Here is an 18,593-nt window from a genome sequence, read left to right as displayed (position 1 = left end):
AGCAACCACCGCACATGCCCACCCCGGACACCATCGGCACTCGGCGCATCGACGCGCTCCGCGCCCCGCATCTCGGCGGCCGCACGTGGACGGCCATCCTCGCCGTCGGACTCGTCGGGCAGCTCGCCTGGGTCATCGAGAACATGTACCTCAACCTGTTCGTCTACGACACGATCTCGACCGACCCCGCCATCATCGCGATCATGGTCGCAGCGAGCGCCGTCGCCGCGACGGCGGCCACGCTGCTCTTCGGCGCCTGGTCGGACCGACTCGCCCGTCGACGCGAGTTCGTCGCCATCGGCTACATCGTCTGGGGTCTCGTCACGGCCGCATTCGGCCTCGTCGGCGGAGGCGCGTCCGGGGCGCTCTCGGACGGGGCATCCGGTGCATCGACGGCCGCCGCGGCGACCGCGACCGCCGTGATCGCCGTGATCGCGCTGGACTGCGTCATGAGCTTCATCGGCTCCGGCGCGAACGATGCGGCCTTCGCCGCGTGGGTCACCGATTCGACGGTGCCCGCCAACCGCGGGCGCGTCGACGGATGGCTCGCCATCATGCCGCTCATCGGCATGCTGCTCGTCTTCGTGCTCCTCGACCCGCTCACGCAGTCGGGTCAGTGGGGGCTGTTCTTCGGCATCGTCGGCGGGATCACCGTGATCACCGGCATCGCCGCCTGGTTCCTGGTCCGCGACCGCGGCGTGGCGAAGCACCCGCACGGCGTGCTGCGCGCGATCTTCGAGGGGCTTCGTCCGCAGACCGTCCGACGCGAACCCGCCCTGTTCCTGACGCTCGCGATCTGGACGGTCGTCGGGATCAGCTCGCAGGTCTTCCTGCCGTACGTGCTCATCTACCTGCGCTACTCGCTCGCGCTCGACGGATACGCGATCGTGCTCGGCGTCGTGCTGCTGCTCGCCTCGGCGCTGAGCGTGGCCGGCGGGCGCCTCATGGACCGGATCGGCAAGCCCCGGTTCCTCCCGTACGCCGTCGGAGCGTTCGCCGCCGGCCTCATCGCCATGACCTTCGTGCGCGAGATGACCGGCGTCATCGCCGCCGCGACGGTGATGATGGCCGGCATGATGGCCTCCGTGGCCGCGGTCTCCGCGATGACGCGCGACCGCACCCCCGAAGACCGGGCGGGTGGCGTGCAGGGCGCTCGCATGATCATGGCGATCCTGATTCCGATGCTGATCGGCCCGGCGATCGGCGCCGCCGTGATCTCGGGCGCGGACCACACCTACGTCGACCTCGGCGTCTCGCACCCGGTGCCCGGCCCCGAGATCTTCCTGGCGGCGGCCGTCGTGCTCGTCGTCGTGCCACCGCTCGCGATGCTGCGTGCACGGATGCTGCGGCGCGGCGAGAAGGCCCTGGCCGCAACCCCGGCGGACCGCGCATGAGCCGGCGCACGCCCTGGGCCGGCGACCTCGACCGCGAGCGCCCGCTGCCCGAATACCCCCGGCCGCAGCTCGTGCGGGAGCACTGGCTGAACCTGAACGGCGTGTGGTCGTACGCGTTCACCGCGGGCGCCGACATCGCGGCGCCGCCGATCCCCGAGACGTGGCAGGGCGGGATCGTCGTCCCGTTCTCCCCCGAGGCCGAGCTGTCCGGCGTGGGGCGTCAGCTGCAGCCCGACGAGCGTCTCTGGTACCGGCGGACGGTCCAGGTCCCGGGCGGGTCCGACGGAGGCCGGCTGCTGCTCCACTTCGGTGCCGTCGACCAGCGATGCCGGGTCATCGTGGACGGCGAGGTCGTCGGCGAGCACTCGGGCGGCTACCTCCCGTTCACGATCGACGTGACGGCCCCGCTCGGCGACGGCGCCGAGCACGAACTCGTCGTCGACGTGGTCGATCCGAGCGACACGTCCTACCACTCCCGCGGCAAGCAGGCGCTTCGCCGGGGCGGCATCTGGTACACCGCTCAATCCGGCATCTGGCAGACGGTGTGGCTCGAGCGGGTGCCGGTGGTGCACGTGCGGGAGCTCCGCGTTCGGCCGCTGCTCGACGAGGAGCAGGTCGAAGTGCTGGTCGAGGTCGGCGCGGGCGGGTCCGAGCCCGAGCCCGTGGCATCCGACCGCCCTCGCCCGGCCGACGCACCCCAGGCGACGGTGGTCGTCCTCGACGCCGGCCGGGAGGTCGCGCGAGCGACCGGGCCGGCCGGCCGGCCGATGCGCCTGCCGCTGCCCGGCCCCCACCGTTGGCACCCCGACGACCCGTTCCTCTACGACCTCGAAGTCAGGCTCGGCGAAGACCGCGTCGAGAGCTACTTCGGCATGCGCTCGGTCGGCGTCGCGGCCGACGCGCACGGCCGCCCCCGGCTGATGCTGAACGGCGAGCCGATCCTGCACGCGGCGGTGCTCGACCAGGGCTATTGGCCCGAAGGCCTGTACACGCCGCCATCCGACGCGGCGCTCGTGCACGACATCGAGCAGATGAAGTCGCTCGGCTTCAACGCCCTGCGCAAGCACATCAAGGTCGAGTCGCTGCGCTGGTACCACCACTGCGACCGTCTCGGCATGCTGGTCTGGCAGGATCTCGTGAACGGCGGCCGCCGATACCACCCCGCTGTCGTGACCGTGCCGGTGAAGCTGCCGCTGCGCCTGGACGACCGACGGCACCGACTGTTCGGCCGGCAGGACGCCGTGGGCCGGGCCGACTTCCGCACCGAGCTCGACGAGACCGTGCGCCTCCTCGGCAACGCGCCGAGCGTCGTCGTCTGGGTGCCGTTCAACGAAGGCTGGGGCCAGTTCGACGCGCTCGACGCGGTCGACCGGCTGCGCGCGCTCGACCCCGATCGGGTGATCGATCACGCGAGCGGATGGCACGACCAGGGCGGCGGCGACCTGCGGAGCCTCCACGTGTACTTCCGCCGGATCAGGCCCGAGCGGGCGTGGCGGACCGAGCGGCGGGCGATCGTCGTCTCGGAGTACGGCGGCTACAGCCTGCGACTGCCCGGCCACGAGTTCGGTCCGCGGGAGTTCGGCTACCGCCGCTACCGCACGATCGACGATCTCACCGACGCCTTCGTCGCGCTGCATCGCATCGAGGTCGGACCCGCCGTCGACGCCGGGCTGAGCGGTTACGTCTACACGCAGCTCAGCGACGTCGAGGACGAGCTCAACGGCCTCGTCACCGCCGACCGGACCGTGCTGAAGCTTCGCGCCGACCGGGTGCGCGAGGTGAACGCCGAGCTCGCGGCGCGCTTCGCCACCGCCGTCGCCCCCGCTTCCACCGCCTCACCGACCGCATCGCCCGTTGCCCCCACCGAGTCTCCATTCGAACCAGAGGTCCAGGATGCCCCGCACCATCGTCGAGCGTGAGCTCACCACCCCCGTCGCCCTGTGCCTGCCCGACGGCAGCCTGAACCCCGCCGCAGTCGGCTGGAGCCGCACGCCGCTGCACGACACCTCCGGCATCGACGGACGCCGGGTCTGGGGACGCAACAAGCGCTGGGAGTACTGGGCTGTGACCACGCCCACGCACCTCATCGCGCTCACGGTCTCGTCGATCGACTACGCCGCGGTGCACGCGGTCCTCGTGCACGACCGGCGAACCGGGGCGACACTCGATCGCTCGGCGATCGTGCCCTTCGGCGGCGGGGCGACGCTGCCCGCATCGCTCGGCGACGGACCTGCGCGGGCGCGGGCGAAGGGCATCTCGATCGATGTGGAGGAGGTCGAGGGCGGCACCCTGCTCCGCGCCGAGGTCGACGGCGCGCGCCTCGAGATCCTGGCCGAGCTGCCCGAGGGGCACGAGCGTCTCGGCGTCGTCGTTCCGTGGTCGACGAGGCGATTCCAGTACACGGTGAAGGACGTCGCTCGCCCCGCGACCGGCTGGCTCGAGCTGGACTCCGCCGAGGCCCGCCGTGAGCGAATCGAACTGCCTGCCGGCGAGAGCTGGGCAGTGCTCGACCACGGCAGAGGCCGCTGGCCCTATCGCATGGTGTGGAACTGGGGTGCCGCCTCGGGCACCGTCGACGGCCGCACGATCGGCCTGCAGCTCGGCGGAAAGTGGACCGACCGCACGGGTTCGACCGAGAACGCGGTCGTCGTCGACGGACGACTCTCGAAGATCGAGGAGGAGCTCGACTGGGAGTACGACGAGCGCGACTGGTTGGCGCCGTGGCGCATCCACGGGGTATCCGCCGACCTGCGCTTCGAGCCGTTCTGGGACCGCGTGAGCGCGACCGAGCTCATCGTCTTCGGCTCGCACGGGCATCAGTGCTTCGGGCACTACTCGGGGTGGGTGCTGGCCGACGGCGAACGCGTGGAGGTCTCCGGGCTCCTGGGCTGGGCCGAGGACGTGAGGAACCGCTGGTGAGCGGCGCAGAGGGGCGCGGGTCCGCGCGGCGTGCGGCGGCGCCGACGCTGAAGGATGTCGCGGCGATCGCCGGCGTCTCCTATCGCACCGTCTCGAACGTGATCAGCGGCAAGGTCCCGGTGAGCGAGGCGACGAAGTCCCGTGTCGAGGCCGCGATCGCGGAGCTCGGCTACCGGCCGCAGCTCGCGGCGCGGCAGCTGCGTGTCGGGCGCACCAACCTGCTCACGCTGTCGGTGCCGTTCCTGTCGTTGCCGTACTTCGCGCAGCTCGCGCACGCGGTGGTCGGCGCGGCCGAACAGGCAGGGTACGACGTCGTCGTCGACGAGACGCACGGCGATCCCGAGCGCGAACTCCGCGCGGTAGCGGGGTACCGCACGCTGCTCACGGACGGCGTCATCCTGAGCGCGATGTCGATCGGCGACGACCAGCTCGCCGCGGCGCGCGGCAGCACTCCGCTCGTCGTGCTGGGAGAGCGGATCCGAACGGCGCGCGTCGACCGGGTCGTCGTCGACAGCGTCACCAGCTCGCGCGATGCGACCGCGCACCTCATCGCGTCAGGTCGGCGCCGCCTCGGCTTCCTGGGCGCGGTGCCGGATGCCGCGAGCGGCGCCGCGGCCGCCGACCTCCGTCTCGAGGGGTTCCGCTGGGCGCTCCGGCGGGCAGGCCTCGAGCCCGACCCGGCTGACGTGCTGGAGATCTCGCCGTGGAACCGCGACTCCCCCGAAGGCGACTACTCGCGCGAGGAGGGCTACGCCCGCACCCGTGCTCTGCTCACCCGCCCACGAGGACTCGATGGGCTGGACGGACTGGTCTGCGCGAACGACCTGCTCGCGATCGGCGCGCTCCGCGCCCTCCGGGAGGCCGGGATCGACGTACCGTCCCAGCTGGCCGTCGCCGGCTGGGACGACGCACCCGAGTCGGCGTTCGCGACGCCACCGCTCACGACCATCGCGCCCGACCTCCGCGAACTCGCGCGTCTCGCGGTGGCGTCCGTGCTGCGCCTCGTCGACGACCCCGCCTCGCCGACGCGGGTGGAGCAGGCGCCGTACCGGCTGGTGCGTCGGGCGTCGGCGCCGTAGCAGGCGGCGTCCAGGTCGACCCGCTCGCCGCGTTGTCGGCGCCCTTCGCGCCTAGTGGCTGCCGCCGTCGACGAACTTGAGGCCGACGACGCAGCCGACGAGCCCGACCAGCAGGGCGATCTTGATCCACGAGACATCCGCCTCGCCCGTCACCATCGCCCAGACGACCGTGAGCGCCGCACCGATGCCGACCCAGACGGCGTAGGCGGTGCCGGTCGGGATGTCGCGCATGGCCCAGGCGAGTCCGCCCATCGAGAGGGCGAGTGCGCCGAAGAAGATGACCGACGGCCAGAGCTTCGTGAAGCCCTCGGACTTGCCGAGCGCGGTGGCCCAGACGGCTTCGAGCACGCCGGACACGATGAGGATGACCCAGGCCATTTTGTTCACTCCTGTGGCCAGTCTTGTCGCGTTCCGGGTACTGATCCCTCGTCCGGGGCCGCAGTCGGCGACCTGGTCACGATGCTAGCAACGCAGCCTGTGCAGGCCATGTGCAGCAGGTCGAGCGGAAGCCGCGGCTCACGACCGCTCGCACCAGCCCGCTCAGCCCGCGCGCGCGACCTCGGCGAAGTGCTCGACGACCGGGAACGGCTCGTAGAACCGATGCAGCAGCTCGCGCCAGCGACCGTACTCGGCCGACCCGCGGAACCCCACCTCGTGGGCCTCGACGCTCTCCCACTGCACGAGCAGCAGGTACTCGTTCGGCGTCTCGATCGAGCGCGAGAGGCGCAGGTCGATGAAGCCGGGCATGCCGGCGATGATCGACTTCGCCTCGGCGAATGCCGTCTCGAAGTCGTCCTCCCGGCCGGGGACGACGGGCAGCAGCGCGTGTTCGAGGATCACGAGCCCCACGGTATCGCGTGCGGCACGCGTCCTCCGCGACATCCGTTGCCCTGCGTTACGCCGTCGAACCGCGCCCGCAGCGGCCCGCAGTAGCGTTGCCGCATGGCAGACCGCGAATACGGCTTCAAGACCCGCGCCATCCACGCGGGCAACATCCCCGACCAGGTGACGGGCGCTCGCGCGCTGCCGATCTACCAGTCGAGCGCGTTCGTCTTCGACGACACCGCCGATGCTGCGGCGCGGTTCGCCCTGCAGAAGTACGGCAACATCTACTCGCGCCTCGCGAACCCGACCGTCGCGAGCTTCGAGGAGCGCGTCGCGAGCCTCGAGGGCGGCCTCGGCGCCGTCGCCACCGCCTCCGGACTCAGCGCGCAGTACATCACCTTCGCGAGCCTCGCGGGAACCGGTGACCACATCGTCGCCTCGGCGAACCTCTACGGCGGTTCGATCACCCAGCTCGACGTCACGCTCCGCCGCTTCGGCATCGAGACGACGTTCGTGCAATCGGCCGACGCCGCCGACTATGCCGCGGCGATCACCGACACGACGAAGGCGCTCTTCGTCGAGACGATCGCGAACCCCTCGGGTGAGATCGCCGACCTCGAGGCGCTCGCCGACGTCGCGCACGCCCACGGCATCCCGTTCATCGTGGACTCGACGATCGCGACCCCCTACCTGAACCGCCCGATCGAGTGGGGCGCCGACATCGTCACCCACTCCGCCACGAAGTTCCTCGGCGGGCACGGCACGACGCTCGGCGGCGTCGTCGTCGAGTCCGGTCGCTTCGACTGGCACTCCGAGAAGTTCCCGCTGTTCGGCCAGCCGGTGCCGAGCTACGGCGGCCTCCAGTGGTCGGGCAACTTCGGCGAGTACGCGTTCCTCACGCGGCTCCGCGCCGAGCAGCTCCGTGACATCGGCCCCGCCCTCGCACCGCACTCGGCGTTCCTGCTCGCGCAGGGCGTCGAGACGCTGCCGTACCGCATCCAGGCGCACATCGACAATGCCCGCGCCGTCGCCGAGTGGCTCGACGCCGACCCGCGCATCGAACGCGTGCTCTGGGCCGGCCTGCCCGGCCACCCGCACCACGACCGGGCACTGAAGTACCTGCCGAAGGGCCCGGGCTCGGTGTTCAGCTTCGAGGTGAAGGGCGGCCGAGCCGTCGGTCAGGCGCTCATCGAGAACGTCAACCTCGCCAGCCACCTCGCCAACATCGGCGACGCCAAGACGCTCATCATCCACCCCGCATCCACCACGCACGCGCAGCTCACCGAGCAGCAGCTCGTCGACGCCGGCGTCCTGCCCGGGGTTGTGCGACTGTCGGTGGGCATCGAGGATGTGGAGGACATCATCGACGACCTCGACCAGGCCCTCACGATCGCGACGGGAGCAGCACGATGACCGCAGAAGCCACGAGCACGGCGGTGCTGAGTCAGACGACGGCGCTGAACGAGACGGATGGCGCGGCATCCGCTGCCCTCGAAGGCGACGACCTCGAGACCGTTCGCCTCGTCAACGGGCTCTCGTGCGAGCTGCCGGCGAGCTCGCCGCTCGCGAAGCTGCTGAAGTCGCAGCGCACTTGGACCGGCCCCGATGCGAAGCAGCGGCTCAAGATCCTGAACGCGGCGAAGTCGGTCGCGATCGTGGGCGCCTCGCCGAAGCCGCAGCGCTCGAGCTTCTTCGTCGGCACGTACCTGCAGCAGTCGAGCGACTACCGGCTGTACTTCGTGAACCCGATGGAGACCGAGATCCTCGGCCAGCCCGCCTACGCGAGCCTCGCCGACCTGCCCGAGGTGCCCGACATCGTCGTGGTGTTCCGCCGCGGCTCCGACATCCCGCAGGTCGTCGACGAGGTGCTCGCCTCGGGCGCGAAGACCATCTGGGTGCAGCTCGGCATCTGGAACCAGGAGGCCGCCTATTACGGCGAAGAGCAGGGGCTCACCGTCGTCATGGACCGTTGCATCAAGGTCGAGCACGCCCGCTTCCACGGCGGCCTGCACCTGCTCGGCTTCGACACCGGCCAGATCACTGCGCGCAAGACCGTTCGCTGACGAGTGCGGGTCGAGCGCTAGCCGACCCGCCGCAGCGCCTGCTCGCGGCGCTCGGCCACGCGCGATCCCGACTCCCGACGTGTCATGCGCCGCAGCACCATCGGCGCGAGCACGAGCCCGACGATCGCCCAGGCGCCGAGCACGGCCGCGGTCTCGAGCTGCCGCCACGATTCGCCGATCTCGACGACCACCGCGTCGTCGGGCAGGAACGACGCGCGCATGCCGAGACCGAGCCAGTAGATCGGGAACACCTGCGCGATCCACTGCAACCACTCGGGCAGGCCGGTGATCGGGGCGAAGATGCCCGAGATCGCGATCAGCCCGAGGATCGGGAGCGAGAGGTACCCGGCGCCGCGCGGCGTCGCGATCATGGATCCGAGGAGCACCCCGATGGCCTGGGTCGCGACGAGACCGAGCGCCAGCACCCACGCGAAGGTGATCCACGAGCTCGGATCGGCGATCTCGAGGCCCTCGACGAGGAAGACACCGGGGATCAGGATGATCGCGAGATACGCGAGGATCGTCGCCGAGATCTGCACGAGCTTGCCCACGAGATAGGCGCGGATCCCGTTCGGGGTGGCCTTGGCGCGCAGGAGCGTGCCGTCTTCACGGTCGGCCGCGAGCTGTTGCACGACGAGCAGCATGCCCAGGGCGACGAACATGCCGAGCGCACCCGGCAGGATCATCGTGCCGAGCGTGGCGCCGGAGCCGCCGATGGCGACGTCGCGGAGGAAGGTCACCGCTGCCAGCGTGGCCACCGGCCAGAGCAACTGGCCGACGAGCTCCATGCCGGTGAACGCCTGCCGGAGCTCGATGAGGCCGCGCCCGACGCCGGCGCGGAGGGCAGGCACGACGGCGGTCATCGCGATGCCCCGTTCGGTTCCGGCATGACCGCGACCGATTCGACCGCGGCCGATTCGGAGTTCCGTACGAGCGCCAGATAGGCGTCTTCGAGTGTTGCCCGGCGGATCTCGAGTTCGCGGATCTCCGCCCCGCCGCGCGCGAACAGTTCACGCGCGAACGCGGTCGAGTCGGGAACCTCGCGCACGAGGTGCTCGTCTCCCTCGACCCACCGGACCTCGTCGTGCCCGGCGATCTGCCGTGTCAGGTCTGCGGACGCGCCGTCGGCGACGATGCGCCCGGCCGCGAGGATGACGATCCGGTCGGCGAGCTTCTCCGCCTCGTCGAGGTCGTGCGTCGTGATGAGCACCGTGGTCTCGTACTCGTCGCGAATGCGCCGCACCAGCTCGTGGAAGTCGCGTCGTGCCTTCGGATCGAGGCCCGTCGTCGGTTCGTCGAGGAAGATCAGCTCGGGGCGCCCCACGAGACCGATCGCGACATCGAGCCGGCGGCGCTGGCCGCCCGAGAGCACCTTGATCGGCCGGTCGGCCTGCTCGGTCAGGCCGACGGCGGCGAGGAGGTCGTCGACCTCCCACGGCCGGCGGATCGACTCCGTCGAATAGGGCTCGTAGAGCGAGCCCTGGAACGCGAGGAGTTCGCGCACGCGCCACTTGGGGTGGTCGCGCCACGACTGCAGCACGATGCCCATGCGGGCACGCCACTGCTCGGTGCCTCGCGCAGGGTCGGTTCCCAGCACGTCGACGCGACCGGCGGATCGCATGCGGAACCCCTCGAGGATCTCGATCGTCGACGTCTTGCCCGCTCCGTTCGGGCCGAGCAGGGCCAGCACCTCGCCTCGGTGCACCCGGAACGACACGTCGTGCAGCACGTCGGTCGCGCCGTACCGCAGTCGGAGTCCTTCGACCTCGATCGCGAGCTCATCGATGTTCACCGTCGTCTCCTCGTCTGCCATCAGCTCTGCCCCTGCCATCAGCGCGGCATCAGGCTCGACCGAGGGCGGCGATGAGCGCCACTCGATCGACGCCGGCGTAGGCGAGTGCACGGGGAACGGTGCCGAGATCGGCGCGCAGGATGCCGACGAGCGCGTCGGCGACCGCGAGTCGTTCGCGCTCGGCTCGTCCGCGGTTCCGATGGGCTCTGAAGTCGGCCCGCCGCAGCGCCTCGCGCACCGTCGCCCCCCAGGTCGGCCTCGACTTCCGCGTTGCGGCGAGTCGCCCCTCGGCGACGGGCTCGATGCCGGCGGCGCGCAACGACCGTTCGCGTTCACCGCGGAGCGCGGCGTCCACGCCGTCGTGGTCGAGACCGAACTCGGCGAGCGTGCGACCGGCGAAGTCGTGGCCGGCCGAGATCGCGAGCAGCAGGTGCTCGGCCTCGACGCTCGACGCGCCGCGGTCGATCGCCTCGTCGATGGCGTTGATGATGACCTGCTTCAGCGTCGGATCGAGTGCGTCGTCGTCCAGGCGGTCAGGCATTGCGCCTCCTCAGCTCGATGCCGGCCAGTTCGAGCCGGCGGTGGTGCTTCTTGTGCACGGCCTGACGGGTGACGCCGAGCGCCTCGGCGACCTGCGTCCAACTCCAACCGGAGCGCATCGCACGCTCGACGGCCGCGTCCTCGAGTCGGTCGGCGAGCTCGCGCAGGGCGACGACGGCGGCCAGGTCGTCGGCTTCGGCACCGGTCGGGTCCGGAATGTGCGGGGTCATGCAAGCAACTTAGGTTGCTTATCTCAGTTTGTCAACTGAAGTTGCTTGAATCGCCGAACGGAACGGCGTTGCACTCCCGCGTCGGCTGTAGCGACGCCCGGTTCGCCCGGCGCTCCTCCCCCTACTCGCCCCAGAATTCCGCGAGCGCACGCGTGATCTCGTCGCGCACCTCGCGGTCGGAGGCCGTCGCCACGCCGTCGCCGGGCTGCACTCCGTAGTCGCCGAAGCTCCCGTGATTGGCGCCGGCGATCTCGACGAAGGTCGCGTCGGCGGGCAGCAGGTGCGCCGCGCCCTCGATCTTGTCGGGAGTGCTGAGCCCGTCGTCGCTGCCGGAGATGCTGAGCACGGCGAGTCCGGATCCGCTCAGGTCGTTCGCACAGTACGAGCCGAAGAACACGACGCCGGCGACCTCCTCGTCGGCCGCCATCATGCACGCGCGCACTCCACCGAGCGAGTGGCCGCCCACGTACCACTCGGACACCTCGGGCGCGTGGCGGATGAACGTCTCGAGCGGCCGCTGGTCGAAGAACGCGAGGTTCAGGATCGGCTTGGTGATGACCACCGTCGTGCCGGTCTCGGCCACCGCGTCGACGAGTTTGGCCATGTACGCATAGGGATCGACCTTGGCGCCGGGAATGAAGACGAGCCCGCGATCGGATGCGTCGTCGACCGGCGTCATGACGATCGAGTCGTCGAACGATTCGATGCTCACGCGCTCATCGGTCCATGCCTCGAGCGAGGCCGGTCGCTCGCCCTGCATCACGGTCTTCGCCCAGACCAGGAACCCGACGACGACGAGGGTCAGCACGACGAGCACCGCGAGCAGCACGCGAACCGCGCGCCTGCCCCATGATGAGCGTTCGGGCCGGTGCGATGCAGTCGTCGACATCGCACCATTCTCCCAGAGCGGCGCAGGCTCCCGGAGCGGCGCGGGCCACCGACCGCGAATTGGCCGTTGCCCCACGTGCCCCGCTGCGATTGCATCGGGGAATGCACGACTCCGCCGACTTCGAATTCTCCGCCGACCCCGCACGAATCGACCTCGATCGGGTGCACACCTGGCTCGCCGACGAGTCGTACTGGGCTGCGGGCCGCTCGCGTGCGGCACTCGAGACGGCGGTCGCGGCTTCGCGCAACTACGGCATCTACGACGGTGCGAGCGGCGCGCAGCTCGCCTACGCGCGCGTCATCACCGACGGCGTCACCTTCGCCTGGCTGTGCGACGTGTTCGTCGACAGCGAGGCCCGCGGTCGAGGCATCGGCGTGGCGCTCATCGAGCAGGTCATGGCGACGCTCGAACCGCTCGGGCTCCGACGCATCGGCTTGACGACCGCCGACGCGCACGGCCTCTACGAACGGTTCGGGTTCCGTCCGCTCGACCAGCCCGAGCAGTGGATGGCGCGCACCGCCGCCCCGGCGCAGCCTTCGTGACCGGGAGTGGCGGCTAGGCTCGTGCCGTGTTCAACGCCCTCGCCGAACGGCCACGCGTCTGCGTGCTGGGGCCAGTGCGCATCGAAGGTCGCGACGGGACGCTCGTCGAACCCCCGGGCAGTCTCGCGAAGGCGCTCGTCGCAGTGCTCGCCGTCGGTCCGCGGGAGCCGGGCGGAACGGTCGGCGTCGAGACGATCATCGACGAACTCTGGGGCGAAGCACCGCCACGCAACGCGAAGGCGGCGCTCCAGACCCTCGTGAGCCGCCTGCGCGCGGTCGCGGCCGATGGACTCGTCCGCTTCCGGCCCGGGGGGTACGCCCTCGACGTCACGCCCGCCCGACTCGATCTCAGCGCAGCGGCGCAGCTCGCCGCCGAAGCCGGCAGCGACCCCGCTGACGCCGCCACGCTGGACGGGGCGCTCTCACTCTGGCGTGGAGAGCCCGGCACCGACCTCGGCGGCGCACCGATCGCGGAGCTGCTCGCCGAACGATCGGCGGCGGTGCGGTCGGCCCTCCTCGAGCGACGCGCCACGCTCCGATCGGCCGACGGCGACCACGACGGGGCCGCCGCTGACCTTCGCGTGCTGCTCGATGCGGCCCCTCTCGACGAGCACCTCGTCGCCGCACACCTGCGAGAGCTCGCGGCATCCGGTCGTCGAGCCGACGCCCTCGCCGGGTTCGCAGCCTTCCGCACGGCGCTCGCCGACGAGCTCGGCGCCTCGCCCTCGGCGGAGCTCGTCGCGCTCAACGCCGAGCTCCTGCGCACCGAGGGGCCGGCGAGCCGGACTCCCCGGCTGCGCATCGGGGTCCGCGCCGCGCCCAATGAGCTCATCGGGCGCGACGACGACCTCGACGCCATCGAACAGGCGCTCTCGGCTCACCGCCTCGTCACGATCCTCGGCCCCGGGGGGCTCGGCAAGACGCGGCTCGCGCACGAGATCGCGGCGCGCTCCGCGGCCCCGACGGTCGTCGTGGTGGAACTCGCGAGCGTGCGCACCGACGACGACGTGACCCTCGCACTTGCCTCCACGCTCGGCGTCCGCGAGGCGAGTTCCAGCCAGCGGATCGCCGACACGGCGATCCGACCCGACGTTCGCGCTCGCATCACGCAGCAGCTCGCCGAGCGGCCCGCACTCCTCGTGCTCGACAACTGCGAACAGGTCGTCGAGGGTGCCGCGACGTGGACCGCCGACCTCCTGGCGGCCGTTCCCGCGCTTCGCGTGCTGGCGACGAGTCGCAGCCCGCTCGCGATCGGCGCCGAGCAGGTGTACCCGCTCGCGACGCTCGCGGCAGGCGAACCGGATGCCGAGCCCGGCCCGGCCGCCCGCCTGTTCATCGAACGTGCGAGAGCCGCCCGCCCCGCGGCATCCCTCCCCCACGAGGTCGTGCAGCGTCTCTGCGACCGGCTCGATGGGCTGCCGCTCGCCATCGAACTCGCTGCAGCCCGCGTGCGTTCGATGAGCGTCGAGCAGATCGAGGCGCGGCTCGCCGATCGCTTCACGCTGCTCGCGGGCGGCGACCGTTCGGCGCCCGCACGCCAGCGCACGCTTGCCGCCGTGATCGAGTGGAGCTGGGCGCTGCTGACCCCGGCAGAGCAGGCCGCGTTGCCGCGACTCGCCTGGTTCGTCGACGGGTTCGGCACGGATGCCGCCGACACCGTGCTCGACACCGCCGACGCGGCGTGGGTGCTCGACGGACTCATCACCCAGTCGCTGCTCGCCGTCGCCGACGACGCGCTCGGCCTGCCGCGGTACCGCATGCTCGAGACCGTGCGCGAGTTCGGGCAGCTGCGGCTCGACGCCGACGAGCGCTCGGAGGTCGTCGCGGCGATGGCCGGCTGGGCCTCGGAGTTCTCGCGGCGTTCACTCGGCCACGTGCGCGGCCCTGCCCAGTTGCCGACCTTCGCCGCGATCGCGATCGAGCAGGACAACCTCGTCGCGGTGCTGCGAACGGCCATCGAGCAGCGCGACGCGCCGACGGTGACCTCGGTGTTCGCCGCGCTCGGCTACTTCTGGACCGTCAGGAGCGCCCACTCCGAGATCCTGGGCCTCAGCGATGCCGTGCTCGAGGCCACGCGGGGCACGCGACCGGATACCACCCACAACGGGGCGGCGATGCTCGGCCTCATCCTCATCGCCGGCACGAACTTCGCCGCGGACACGCCCGTCGGCCTGCGCGCCCTCGCCCGGCTGCGCGCCGTCGCGAAGCTCGGACTCCCGCGAGCGCCGTGGATCGACGCGATCACGCAGTTCCTGCTCGCCATGCCCGACCTCGAGCGGGCCGGCAGCCTGATCAGCTCGATGACCGAGTCCGACGACCCCGAGACCGCCCTGCTCGCGAACATCCTGCAGTCGCAGTTCACCGAGAACGAGGGCGAGACCGGGCTGGCCGCCGAGTACGCCCTGCGCACGCATCGCCTCGCCGAGCAGGTCGGCGACGCTTGGGCATCCGCGATGTCCGCGCTCATGCTCGCTGAGCTCGCCGGGCAGCGCGGAGCCTCCGACGAGGCCCTCGAGTGGGCGACCGAGGCGCGTGCGGGCATGGTGCGACTTGAGGCGACCCAGGACCTGCTCCAGATCGACTGGATGGTCACGAGCCACCTGATCTCGGCCGGACGCCTCGACGAGGCCGAGGAGCGACTCGTCCTCCAGGCCGCGGACGACCGTGTCACCGGCGACGGAATCCCCCAGGCGATGACGGCCATGCTCGGACTCGTGGAGGTCGCCCGGCTCCGAGGCGACACCGCGCTCGCCCTCGAGCGAGCGCCGGCGGTGCTCTCGAAGTTCACGCAGCCGCGCCAGCGATCGTCACCCTGGTACCAGATCGCGCTCGCCGCGCTCGTCTCGGGCGGCGTGCAGTCGGACTGGCCCGAGGCAAGGGTCGCCGAGTGGGCCGAGCTGATGCGCCGGCGCACGGTCGCGGCGTTGCGTGGTCGAGGCGACGTTTTCACGGATCGCCCGGTGCTCGGCACGGTCACCGCCGGGTGGAGCGCGTGGGCGGTGCGGCATCCGTCGCTGTCCGATCGGGCCGTCGAGTCCTTCGCGATCGCCGAGGTGCTGCACTCGCGCCAGGACCTGCCCGCACTGCGCCTCGAGAACATCGCCGCGGTCATCACCGACCATGCAGGCGCCGAGCCCCTCGCCGCCGCGCGCGCCGCGGCATCCGTGCTCTCGAACACCGAACGCACGGAACGGGCTCGCGCGCTGATCGCGGAGCCCGTTCCCCGGGTGTGACGGCGCCGACCGCGGCCGTCGCTCGCGTCATGCCTTGCGCATGTACGCCCTCACCGTGAGCGGTGCGAAGACCGCGACGATCACGGCGGCGCCGACGAGCGACCAGCCGAAGTCGGCGCCGATGCCCACGCCGTTCACGAGGTCCCGTACTGCGGTGACGAGGTGCGAGACGGGGTTGATATTCGCGAACCACTCGAGCGGCGCGGGCATCGTCTCGGGCTTCACGAAGGCGTTCGAGAGGAACGTCAACGGGAACAGCACGAGCATCGAGATGCCCTGAACGCTCGAGGCGCTGCGGGCGATGACTCCGAAGAACGCGAAGATCCACGAGAGGCTCCAGGCGCAGACGATGACGAGCAGGCCCGCCGCCACGACGCCGCCGACGCCAGCTTCCGGCCGGAGGCCCATGATGTAGCCCATCACGAAGGTCAGCGTCGTGGCGATGAGATAGCGCACGGTGTCGGCGAGCAATGCACCGGAGAGCGGTGCGATGCGCGCGATCGGCAGCGAGCGGAAGCGGTCGAACACGCCCTTGGCCATGTCCTCGCGCAACTGCACGCCGGTGACGACCGACGTCGAGATGACGGTCTGCACGAGGATGCCGGGGATGATGATCGGCAGGTAATTCTGCACGTCGCCCGCGATCGCTCCGCCGAAGATGTAGGTGAACATCAGCGTGAAGATGATCGGCTGCAGGGTGACGTCGATGAGCTGCTCGGGCGTGCGCTTGATCTTCAGGAGGCCCCGATGGGCCATGGTGAACGTGTGCGAGATGGTCTCGCGCAGGCTCACGCTGTTCGTCAGCGTCCGCTCGGCGCCGGGGGTGATGGTGGTCGCGCCGATGGTGCTCGGCGCGCCGACGGCCTGGTCGGGTGCGATGGTGGTCATGCGCGGCTCCCTTCGAGTTCGGCGTCGCTCTCGAAGCTCGCCTCGGTGGTCTCCTCTTCGACGCCGTGGCCGGTGAGGGTGAGGAACACCTCGTCGAGCGTCGGCTTCTGCACGCTCATCTCGGCCAGGTGGATGCCCTCGTCGCGGAGGGTGATGAGCAGATCGGCGACGAGGTCGGGGTCGTGCATCGGTGCCGTGATGCGGCCGGCCTCGGGCGACAGCGTGGGCGCGACGCCCAGCACCCGCTCGATGGCCACCCGCGCGTCATCGCGGTCGTTCTCGTTCACGAGGCGCAGTTCGAGGCTCGATTCGCCGACGGATGCCTTGAGCTCGTCGCCCGTGCCTTCTGCGACGACGCGGCCCTTGTCGATGACCGCGATGCGGTCGGCGAGCTGGTCGGCCTCGTCGAGGTACTGGGTCGTGAGCAGCACGGTCGAGCCGGTCGCGACGAGGCGACGGATCGTCTCCCACATCTGCGCGCGGGTGCGGGGGTCGAGGCCGGTCGTCGGCTCGTCGAGGAAGATGAGCGGCGGCTGCGCGATGAGGCTCGCAGCGAGGTCGAGGCGACGGCGCATGCCCCCCGAGAAGTTCTTCAGCGGGCGCTTCGCCGCTTCGGTGAGCCCGAACTCCTCGAGGAGTTCCGCGGTCTTCCGCTTGGCGGCGGAGTGGCCGAGCCCGAGCAACCGGGAGAAGAGGATGAGGTTCTCGTTTGCCGAGAGCGTCTCGTCGACCGAGGCGTACTGGCCGGTGACGCCGATGAGCTGGCGCACGGCCTGGCTCTCGCGCTGCACGTCGTGCCCGAAGATCCGTGCGCTGCCGCCGTCGGGCCGCAGGAGGGTCGCGAGCATGGAGATCGTCGTGGTCTTGCCGGCGCCGTTCGGGCCGAGCACGCCGTAGACGGTGCCCGTCGCGACGCGGAGGTCGACGCCGTCGACGGCGCGATTGGTGCCGAAGGTCTTCACGAGGCCCTCGGCCTCGACGGCCCAGCCGCGATCGGCGTGGGTGTCGTGCGATGTGAATGTGGTCATGACGACCATGCTCCGCGGGCGCGCTCACACGACGCTCACACGACGCTGACAGTCGCTGCGGTCCGACTGCAAGCGACTGCCAGCGACGGTTCAGGCCGCGGATGCCTCGAGGTCGCGCCCGTAGGCGATCATGAGGAAGCTCGTGCCGTCGGGGCGCTCGAACGTGAACTCGCGCTCGTGCATCCGCTGGAATCCGAGACGGTCGTAGAGCCGCTGCGCCGCGAGCATGTCGGGCCCGGTGTTCAGCACGACTCGCTCGAGGCCGCGGATTCGCGCGAGCCGGATCACGTGCGCCACGAGCACCTCGCCGACACCGCGGCGACGGGCGTCGGCGGCGACGCCGAGGAAGCGGAAGTCGAGCTCGCCGTCTCGCGCGAGCGGCGAGATCGCCGCGCCCGCCACGGGGGTGGATGCCGTGCCGAGCAGCGCGCCGGTCGCGGCATCCGTCGCCACCCAGACCTGGTGGTCGCGCGCGCGCTCGGCCACCGCGACGATGTCGGCGCGATACGCGTCATTCAGTTCGAAGTCGCTCGCGTACGCCGATTCGACGAGCTCGGTGACCGCCTCGACCTCGTCGGGACGCATGAGTCGTACGCGGATGTCGGCCCGGTCCTGCAGGGCGAAGCGGTAGGCGAACGCCAGGACGTCGCCGAAATGCTCGTCGCGATCGGGCTGCCGGTCGAAGCCGAGCCGCGCGTAGAGGGCCTGCGCGCGGAGGTTGCGCTCACCGGTGTCGAGCAGCAACGCATCGGCACCCCAGCCCAGGGCGGTCTCGATGCTCGCCCTCATGAGGGCCTCGCCCATGCCGGCGCCCTGCGCTGCGGGGTCGACGGCGACGAGCCGCACCTCGGCCTCCTCGCCGACTGCCACCCGCGAGTACGGCGTGCCCGCACGCAGCACGCTCGCCGTGCCGAGCAGTTGCGCGCCGTCGCCGCTTTCGTCGCCGCCGTCGGCGACGGCCACGAGCACGGCACCGGATGCCGCGCGCCCCGCCACGTCTCGTTGAAGCGCACGTCGCTCCTCGCTCACCGGCAGGTGCCCGTACGGACCCGCCCCGAAGGCCCGAGCGATGAGGGCGGGTTCGATCGTGGTTTCGGCGTCGCCGATCGGGCGGATGACGAAGGGAGGAGTGAGGTTCTGCATCGTCATCCAGCCTACGAGCCGCGCGCAG

Annotated in this window: 18 protein-coding genes and 1 riboswitch; of the genes, 8 read left to right on the top strand and 10 right to left on the bottom strand. The window is 71.1% G+C overall.

Translation table 11 applies throughout. The features are described 5' to 3' along the window. The first annotated feature begins 14 nt into the window (after positions 1-14). From BJY17_RS17325 to BJY17_RS17310, 4 genes are read left to right on the top strand one after another with little or no spacing between them, the layout of a single operon-like run. Entirely contained in the window at positions 15-1,394 is a 1,380-nt protein-coding gene (locus tag BJY17_RS17325; RefSeq protein WP_179552468.1) for an MFS transporter, read from the top strand. Continuing rightward, positions 1,391-3,313: a glycoside hydrolase family 2 protein gene (locus BJY17_RS17320; protein WP_179552467.1), complete on the top strand. Its 1,923-nt coding sequence runs from the start codon at positions 1,391-1,393 to the stop codon at positions 3,311-3,313. Before BJY17_RS17325 ends, BJY17_RS17320 begins: the two co-directional genes overlap by 4 nt. Continuing rightward, complete coding sequence (locus tag BJY17_RS17315; RefSeq protein WP_179552466.1) at positions 3,288-4,313, top strand: DUF2804 domain-containing protein; 1,026 nt, start codon at positions 3,288-3,290, stop codon at positions 4,311-4,313. The genes BJY17_RS17320 and BJY17_RS17315 overlap by 26 nt, the downstream gene beginning before the upstream one ends. Next, entirely contained in the window at positions 4,310-5,392 is a 1,083-nt protein-coding gene (locus BJY17_RS17310) for a LacI family DNA-binding transcriptional regulator (RefSeq protein ID WP_204460482.1), read from the top strand. The genes BJY17_RS17315 and BJY17_RS17310 overlap by 4 nt, the downstream gene beginning before the upstream one ends. Positions 5,393-5,443: 51 nt before the next feature. Here the strand turns inward: BJY17_RS17310 and BJY17_RS17305 are convergent, their stop codons facing one another. Together BJY17_RS17305 and BJY17_RS17300 are read right to left on the bottom strand one after the other, a co-directional pair. Then, on the bottom strand, positions 5,444-5,770 hold the full coding sequence (locus BJY17_RS17305; protein WP_179552465.1) for a DMT family transporter: 327 nt from the start codon (positions 5,768-5,770) through the stop codon (positions 5,444-5,446). 12 nt (positions 5,771-5,782) lie between these two features. Continuing rightward, a riboswitch (guanidine-III (ykkC-III) riboswitch) is annotated at positions 5,783-5,847 on the bottom strand. Positions 5,848-5,932: 85 nt separating this feature from the next. Continuing rightward, the gene (locus tag BJY17_RS17300) at positions 5,933-6,232 is read right to left on the bottom strand and encodes an antibiotic biosynthesis monooxygenase family protein (protein WP_179552464.1); all 300 of its coding nucleotides are present in this window, start codon (positions 6,230-6,232) and stop codon (positions 5,933-5,935) included. 102 nt (positions 6,233-6,334) lie between these two features. Here BJY17_RS17300 and BJY17_RS17295 point away from each other — a divergent pair, with 102 nt between their 5' ends. Continuing rightward, positions 6,335-7,630, top strand: a complete 1,296-nt coding sequence (locus BJY17_RS17295) for an O-acetylhomoserine aminocarboxypropyltransferase/cysteine synthase family protein (protein ID WP_179552463.1) — start codon at positions 6,335-6,337, stop codon at positions 7,628-7,630. A gap of 158 nt (positions 7,631-7,788) precedes the next feature. Further along, positions 7,789-8,280: a CoA-binding protein gene (locus BJY17_RS17290; RefSeq protein ID WP_374191138.1), complete on the top strand. Its 492-nt coding sequence runs from the start codon at positions 7,789-7,791 to the stop codon at positions 8,278-8,280. A 17-nt stretch (positions 8,281-8,297) separates the two neighbouring features. On the opposite strand, the gene BJY17_RS17285 is transcribed toward BJY17_RS17290, so the two are convergent. From BJY17_RS17285 to BJY17_RS17265, 5 genes are all read right to left on the bottom strand, one after another. Then, on the bottom strand, positions 8,298-9,143 hold the full coding sequence (locus tag BJY17_RS17285) for an ABC transporter permease (RefSeq protein WP_179552461.1): 846 nt from the start codon (positions 9,141-9,143) through the stop codon (positions 8,298-8,300). Then, positions 9,140-10,072 carry an ABC transporter ATP-binding protein gene (locus tag BJY17_RS17280; RefSeq protein WP_322789884.1) on the bottom strand — a complete coding sequence of 311 codons (933 nt, stop codon included), beginning with the start codon at positions 10,070-10,072 and terminating at the stop codon, positions 9,140-9,142. Before BJY17_RS17280 ends, BJY17_RS17285 begins: the two co-directional genes overlap by 4 nt. Before the next feature lie 49 nt (positions 10,073-10,121). Next, complete coding sequence (locus BJY17_RS17275) at positions 10,122-10,613, bottom strand: Clp protease N-terminal domain-containing protein (RefSeq protein WP_179552459.1); 492 nt, start codon at positions 10,611-10,613, stop codon at positions 10,122-10,124. Beyond that, positions 10,606-10,842, bottom strand: coding sequence for a hypothetical protein (locus BJY17_RS17270; RefSeq protein WP_179552458.1), 237 nt, complete (start codon positions 10,840-10,842; stop codon positions 10,606-10,608). Before BJY17_RS17270 ends, BJY17_RS17275 begins: the two co-directional genes overlap by 8 nt. 121 nt (positions 10,843-10,963) lie before the next feature. Further along, positions 10,964-11,731 (bottom strand): alpha/beta hydrolase, encoded by a 768-nt coding sequence (locus BJY17_RS17265; protein ID WP_179552457.1) that lies wholly within the window; start codon positions 11,729-11,731, stop codon positions 10,964-10,966. 101 nt (positions 11,732-11,832) lie between these two features. Here BJY17_RS17265 and BJY17_RS17260 point away from each other — a divergent pair, with 101 nt between their 5' ends. After that, positions 11,833-12,273, top strand: a complete 441-nt coding sequence (locus BJY17_RS17260; protein ID WP_179552456.1) for a GNAT family N-acetyltransferase — start codon at positions 11,833-11,835, stop codon at positions 12,271-12,273. Positions 12,274-12,299: 26 nt separating this feature from the next. Beyond that, entirely contained in the window at positions 12,300-15,506 is a 3,207-nt protein-coding gene (locus BJY17_RS17255; RefSeq protein WP_179552455.1) for an ATP-binding protein, read from the top strand. 27 nt (positions 15,507-15,533) lie between these two features. Here the strand turns inward: BJY17_RS17255 and BJY17_RS17250 are convergent, their stop codons facing one another. The 3 genes from BJY17_RS17250 to BJY17_RS17240 form a co-directional block, all read right to left on the bottom strand. Continuing rightward, positions 15,534-16,394 carry an ABC transporter permease gene (locus BJY17_RS17250; RefSeq protein ID WP_218889944.1) on the bottom strand — a complete coding sequence of 287 codons (861 nt, stop codon included), beginning with the start codon at positions 16,392-16,394 and terminating at the stop codon, positions 15,534-15,536. Then, on the bottom strand, positions 16,391-17,422 hold the full coding sequence (locus tag BJY17_RS17245; RefSeq protein WP_179552454.1) for an ATP-binding cassette domain-containing protein: 1,032 nt from the start codon (positions 17,420-17,422) through the stop codon (positions 16,391-16,393). Before BJY17_RS17245 ends, BJY17_RS17250 begins: the two co-directional genes overlap by 4 nt. A 90-nt stretch (positions 17,423-17,512) precedes the next feature. Then, on the bottom strand, positions 17,513-18,565 hold the full coding sequence (locus BJY17_RS17240) for a GNAT family N-acetyltransferase (protein WP_179552453.1): 1,053 nt from the start codon (positions 18,563-18,565) through the stop codon (positions 17,513-17,515). Between the last annotated feature and the right edge of the window lie 28 nt (positions 18,566-18,593).

This window comes from Agromyces hippuratus (assembly GCF_013410355.1).
Classification (GTDB): Bacteria; Actinomycetota; Actinomycetes; order Actinomycetales; family Microbacteriaceae; genus Agromyces; species Agromyces hippuratus.
Note: the sequence above shows the minus strand (reverse complement) of the source record. Positions and strands in the feature narration are given on the sequence as shown.

Bases quoted from the DNA above. Each gene is read 5' to 3' on its own strand.
- BJY17_RS17320 (WP_179552467.1), top strand. From the start codon at position 1,391: ATGAGCCGGCGCACGCCCTGGGCCGGCGACCTCGACCGCGAGCGCCCG.
- BJY17_RS17315 (WP_179552466.1), top strand. From the start codon at position 3,288: ATGCCCCGCACCATCGTCGAGCGTGAGCTCACCACCCCCGTCGCCCTG.
- BJY17_RS17240 (WP_179552453.1), bottom strand. From the start codon at position 18,565: ATGCAGAACCTCACTCCTCCCTTCGTCATCCGCCCGATCGGCGACGCC.
- BJY17_RS17285 (WP_179552461.1), bottom strand. From the start codon at position 9,143: ATGACCGCCGTCGTGCCTGCCCTCCGCGCCGGCGTCGGGCGCGGCCTC.
- BJY17_RS17250 (WP_218889944.1), bottom strand. From the start codon at position 16,394: ATGACCACCATCGCACCCGACCAGGCCGTCGGCGCGCCGAGCACCATC.
- BJY17_RS17305 (WP_179552465.1), bottom strand. From the start codon at position 5,770: ATGGCCTGGGTCATCCTCATCGTGTCCGGCGTGCTCGAAGCCGTCTGG.
- BJY17_RS17260 (WP_179552456.1), top strand. From the start codon at position 11,833: ATGCACGACTCCGCCGACTTCGAATTCTCCGCCGACCCCGCACGAATC.
- BJY17_RS17265 (WP_179552457.1), bottom strand. From the start codon at position 11,731: ATGTCGACGACTGCATCGCACCGGCCCGAACGCTCATCATGGGGCAGG.
- BJY17_RS17295 (WP_179552463.1), top strand. From the start codon at position 6,335: ATGGCAGACCGCGAATACGGCTTCAAGACCCGCGCCATCCACGCGGGC.
- BJY17_RS17325 (WP_179552468.1), top strand. From the start codon at position 15: ATGCCCACCCCGGACACCATCGGCACTCGGCGCATCGACGCGCTCCGC.
- BJY17_RS17245 (WP_179552454.1), bottom strand. From the start codon at position 17,422: ATGACCACATTCACATCGCACGACACCCACGCCGATCGCGGCTGGGCC.
- BJY17_RS17275 (WP_179552459.1), bottom strand. From the start codon at position 10,613: ATGCCTGACCGCCTGGACGACGACGCACTCGATCCGACGCTGAAGCAG.
- BJY17_RS17270 (WP_179552458.1), bottom strand. From the start codon at position 10,842: ATGACCCCGCACATTCCGGACCCGACCGGTGCCGAAGCCGACGACCTG.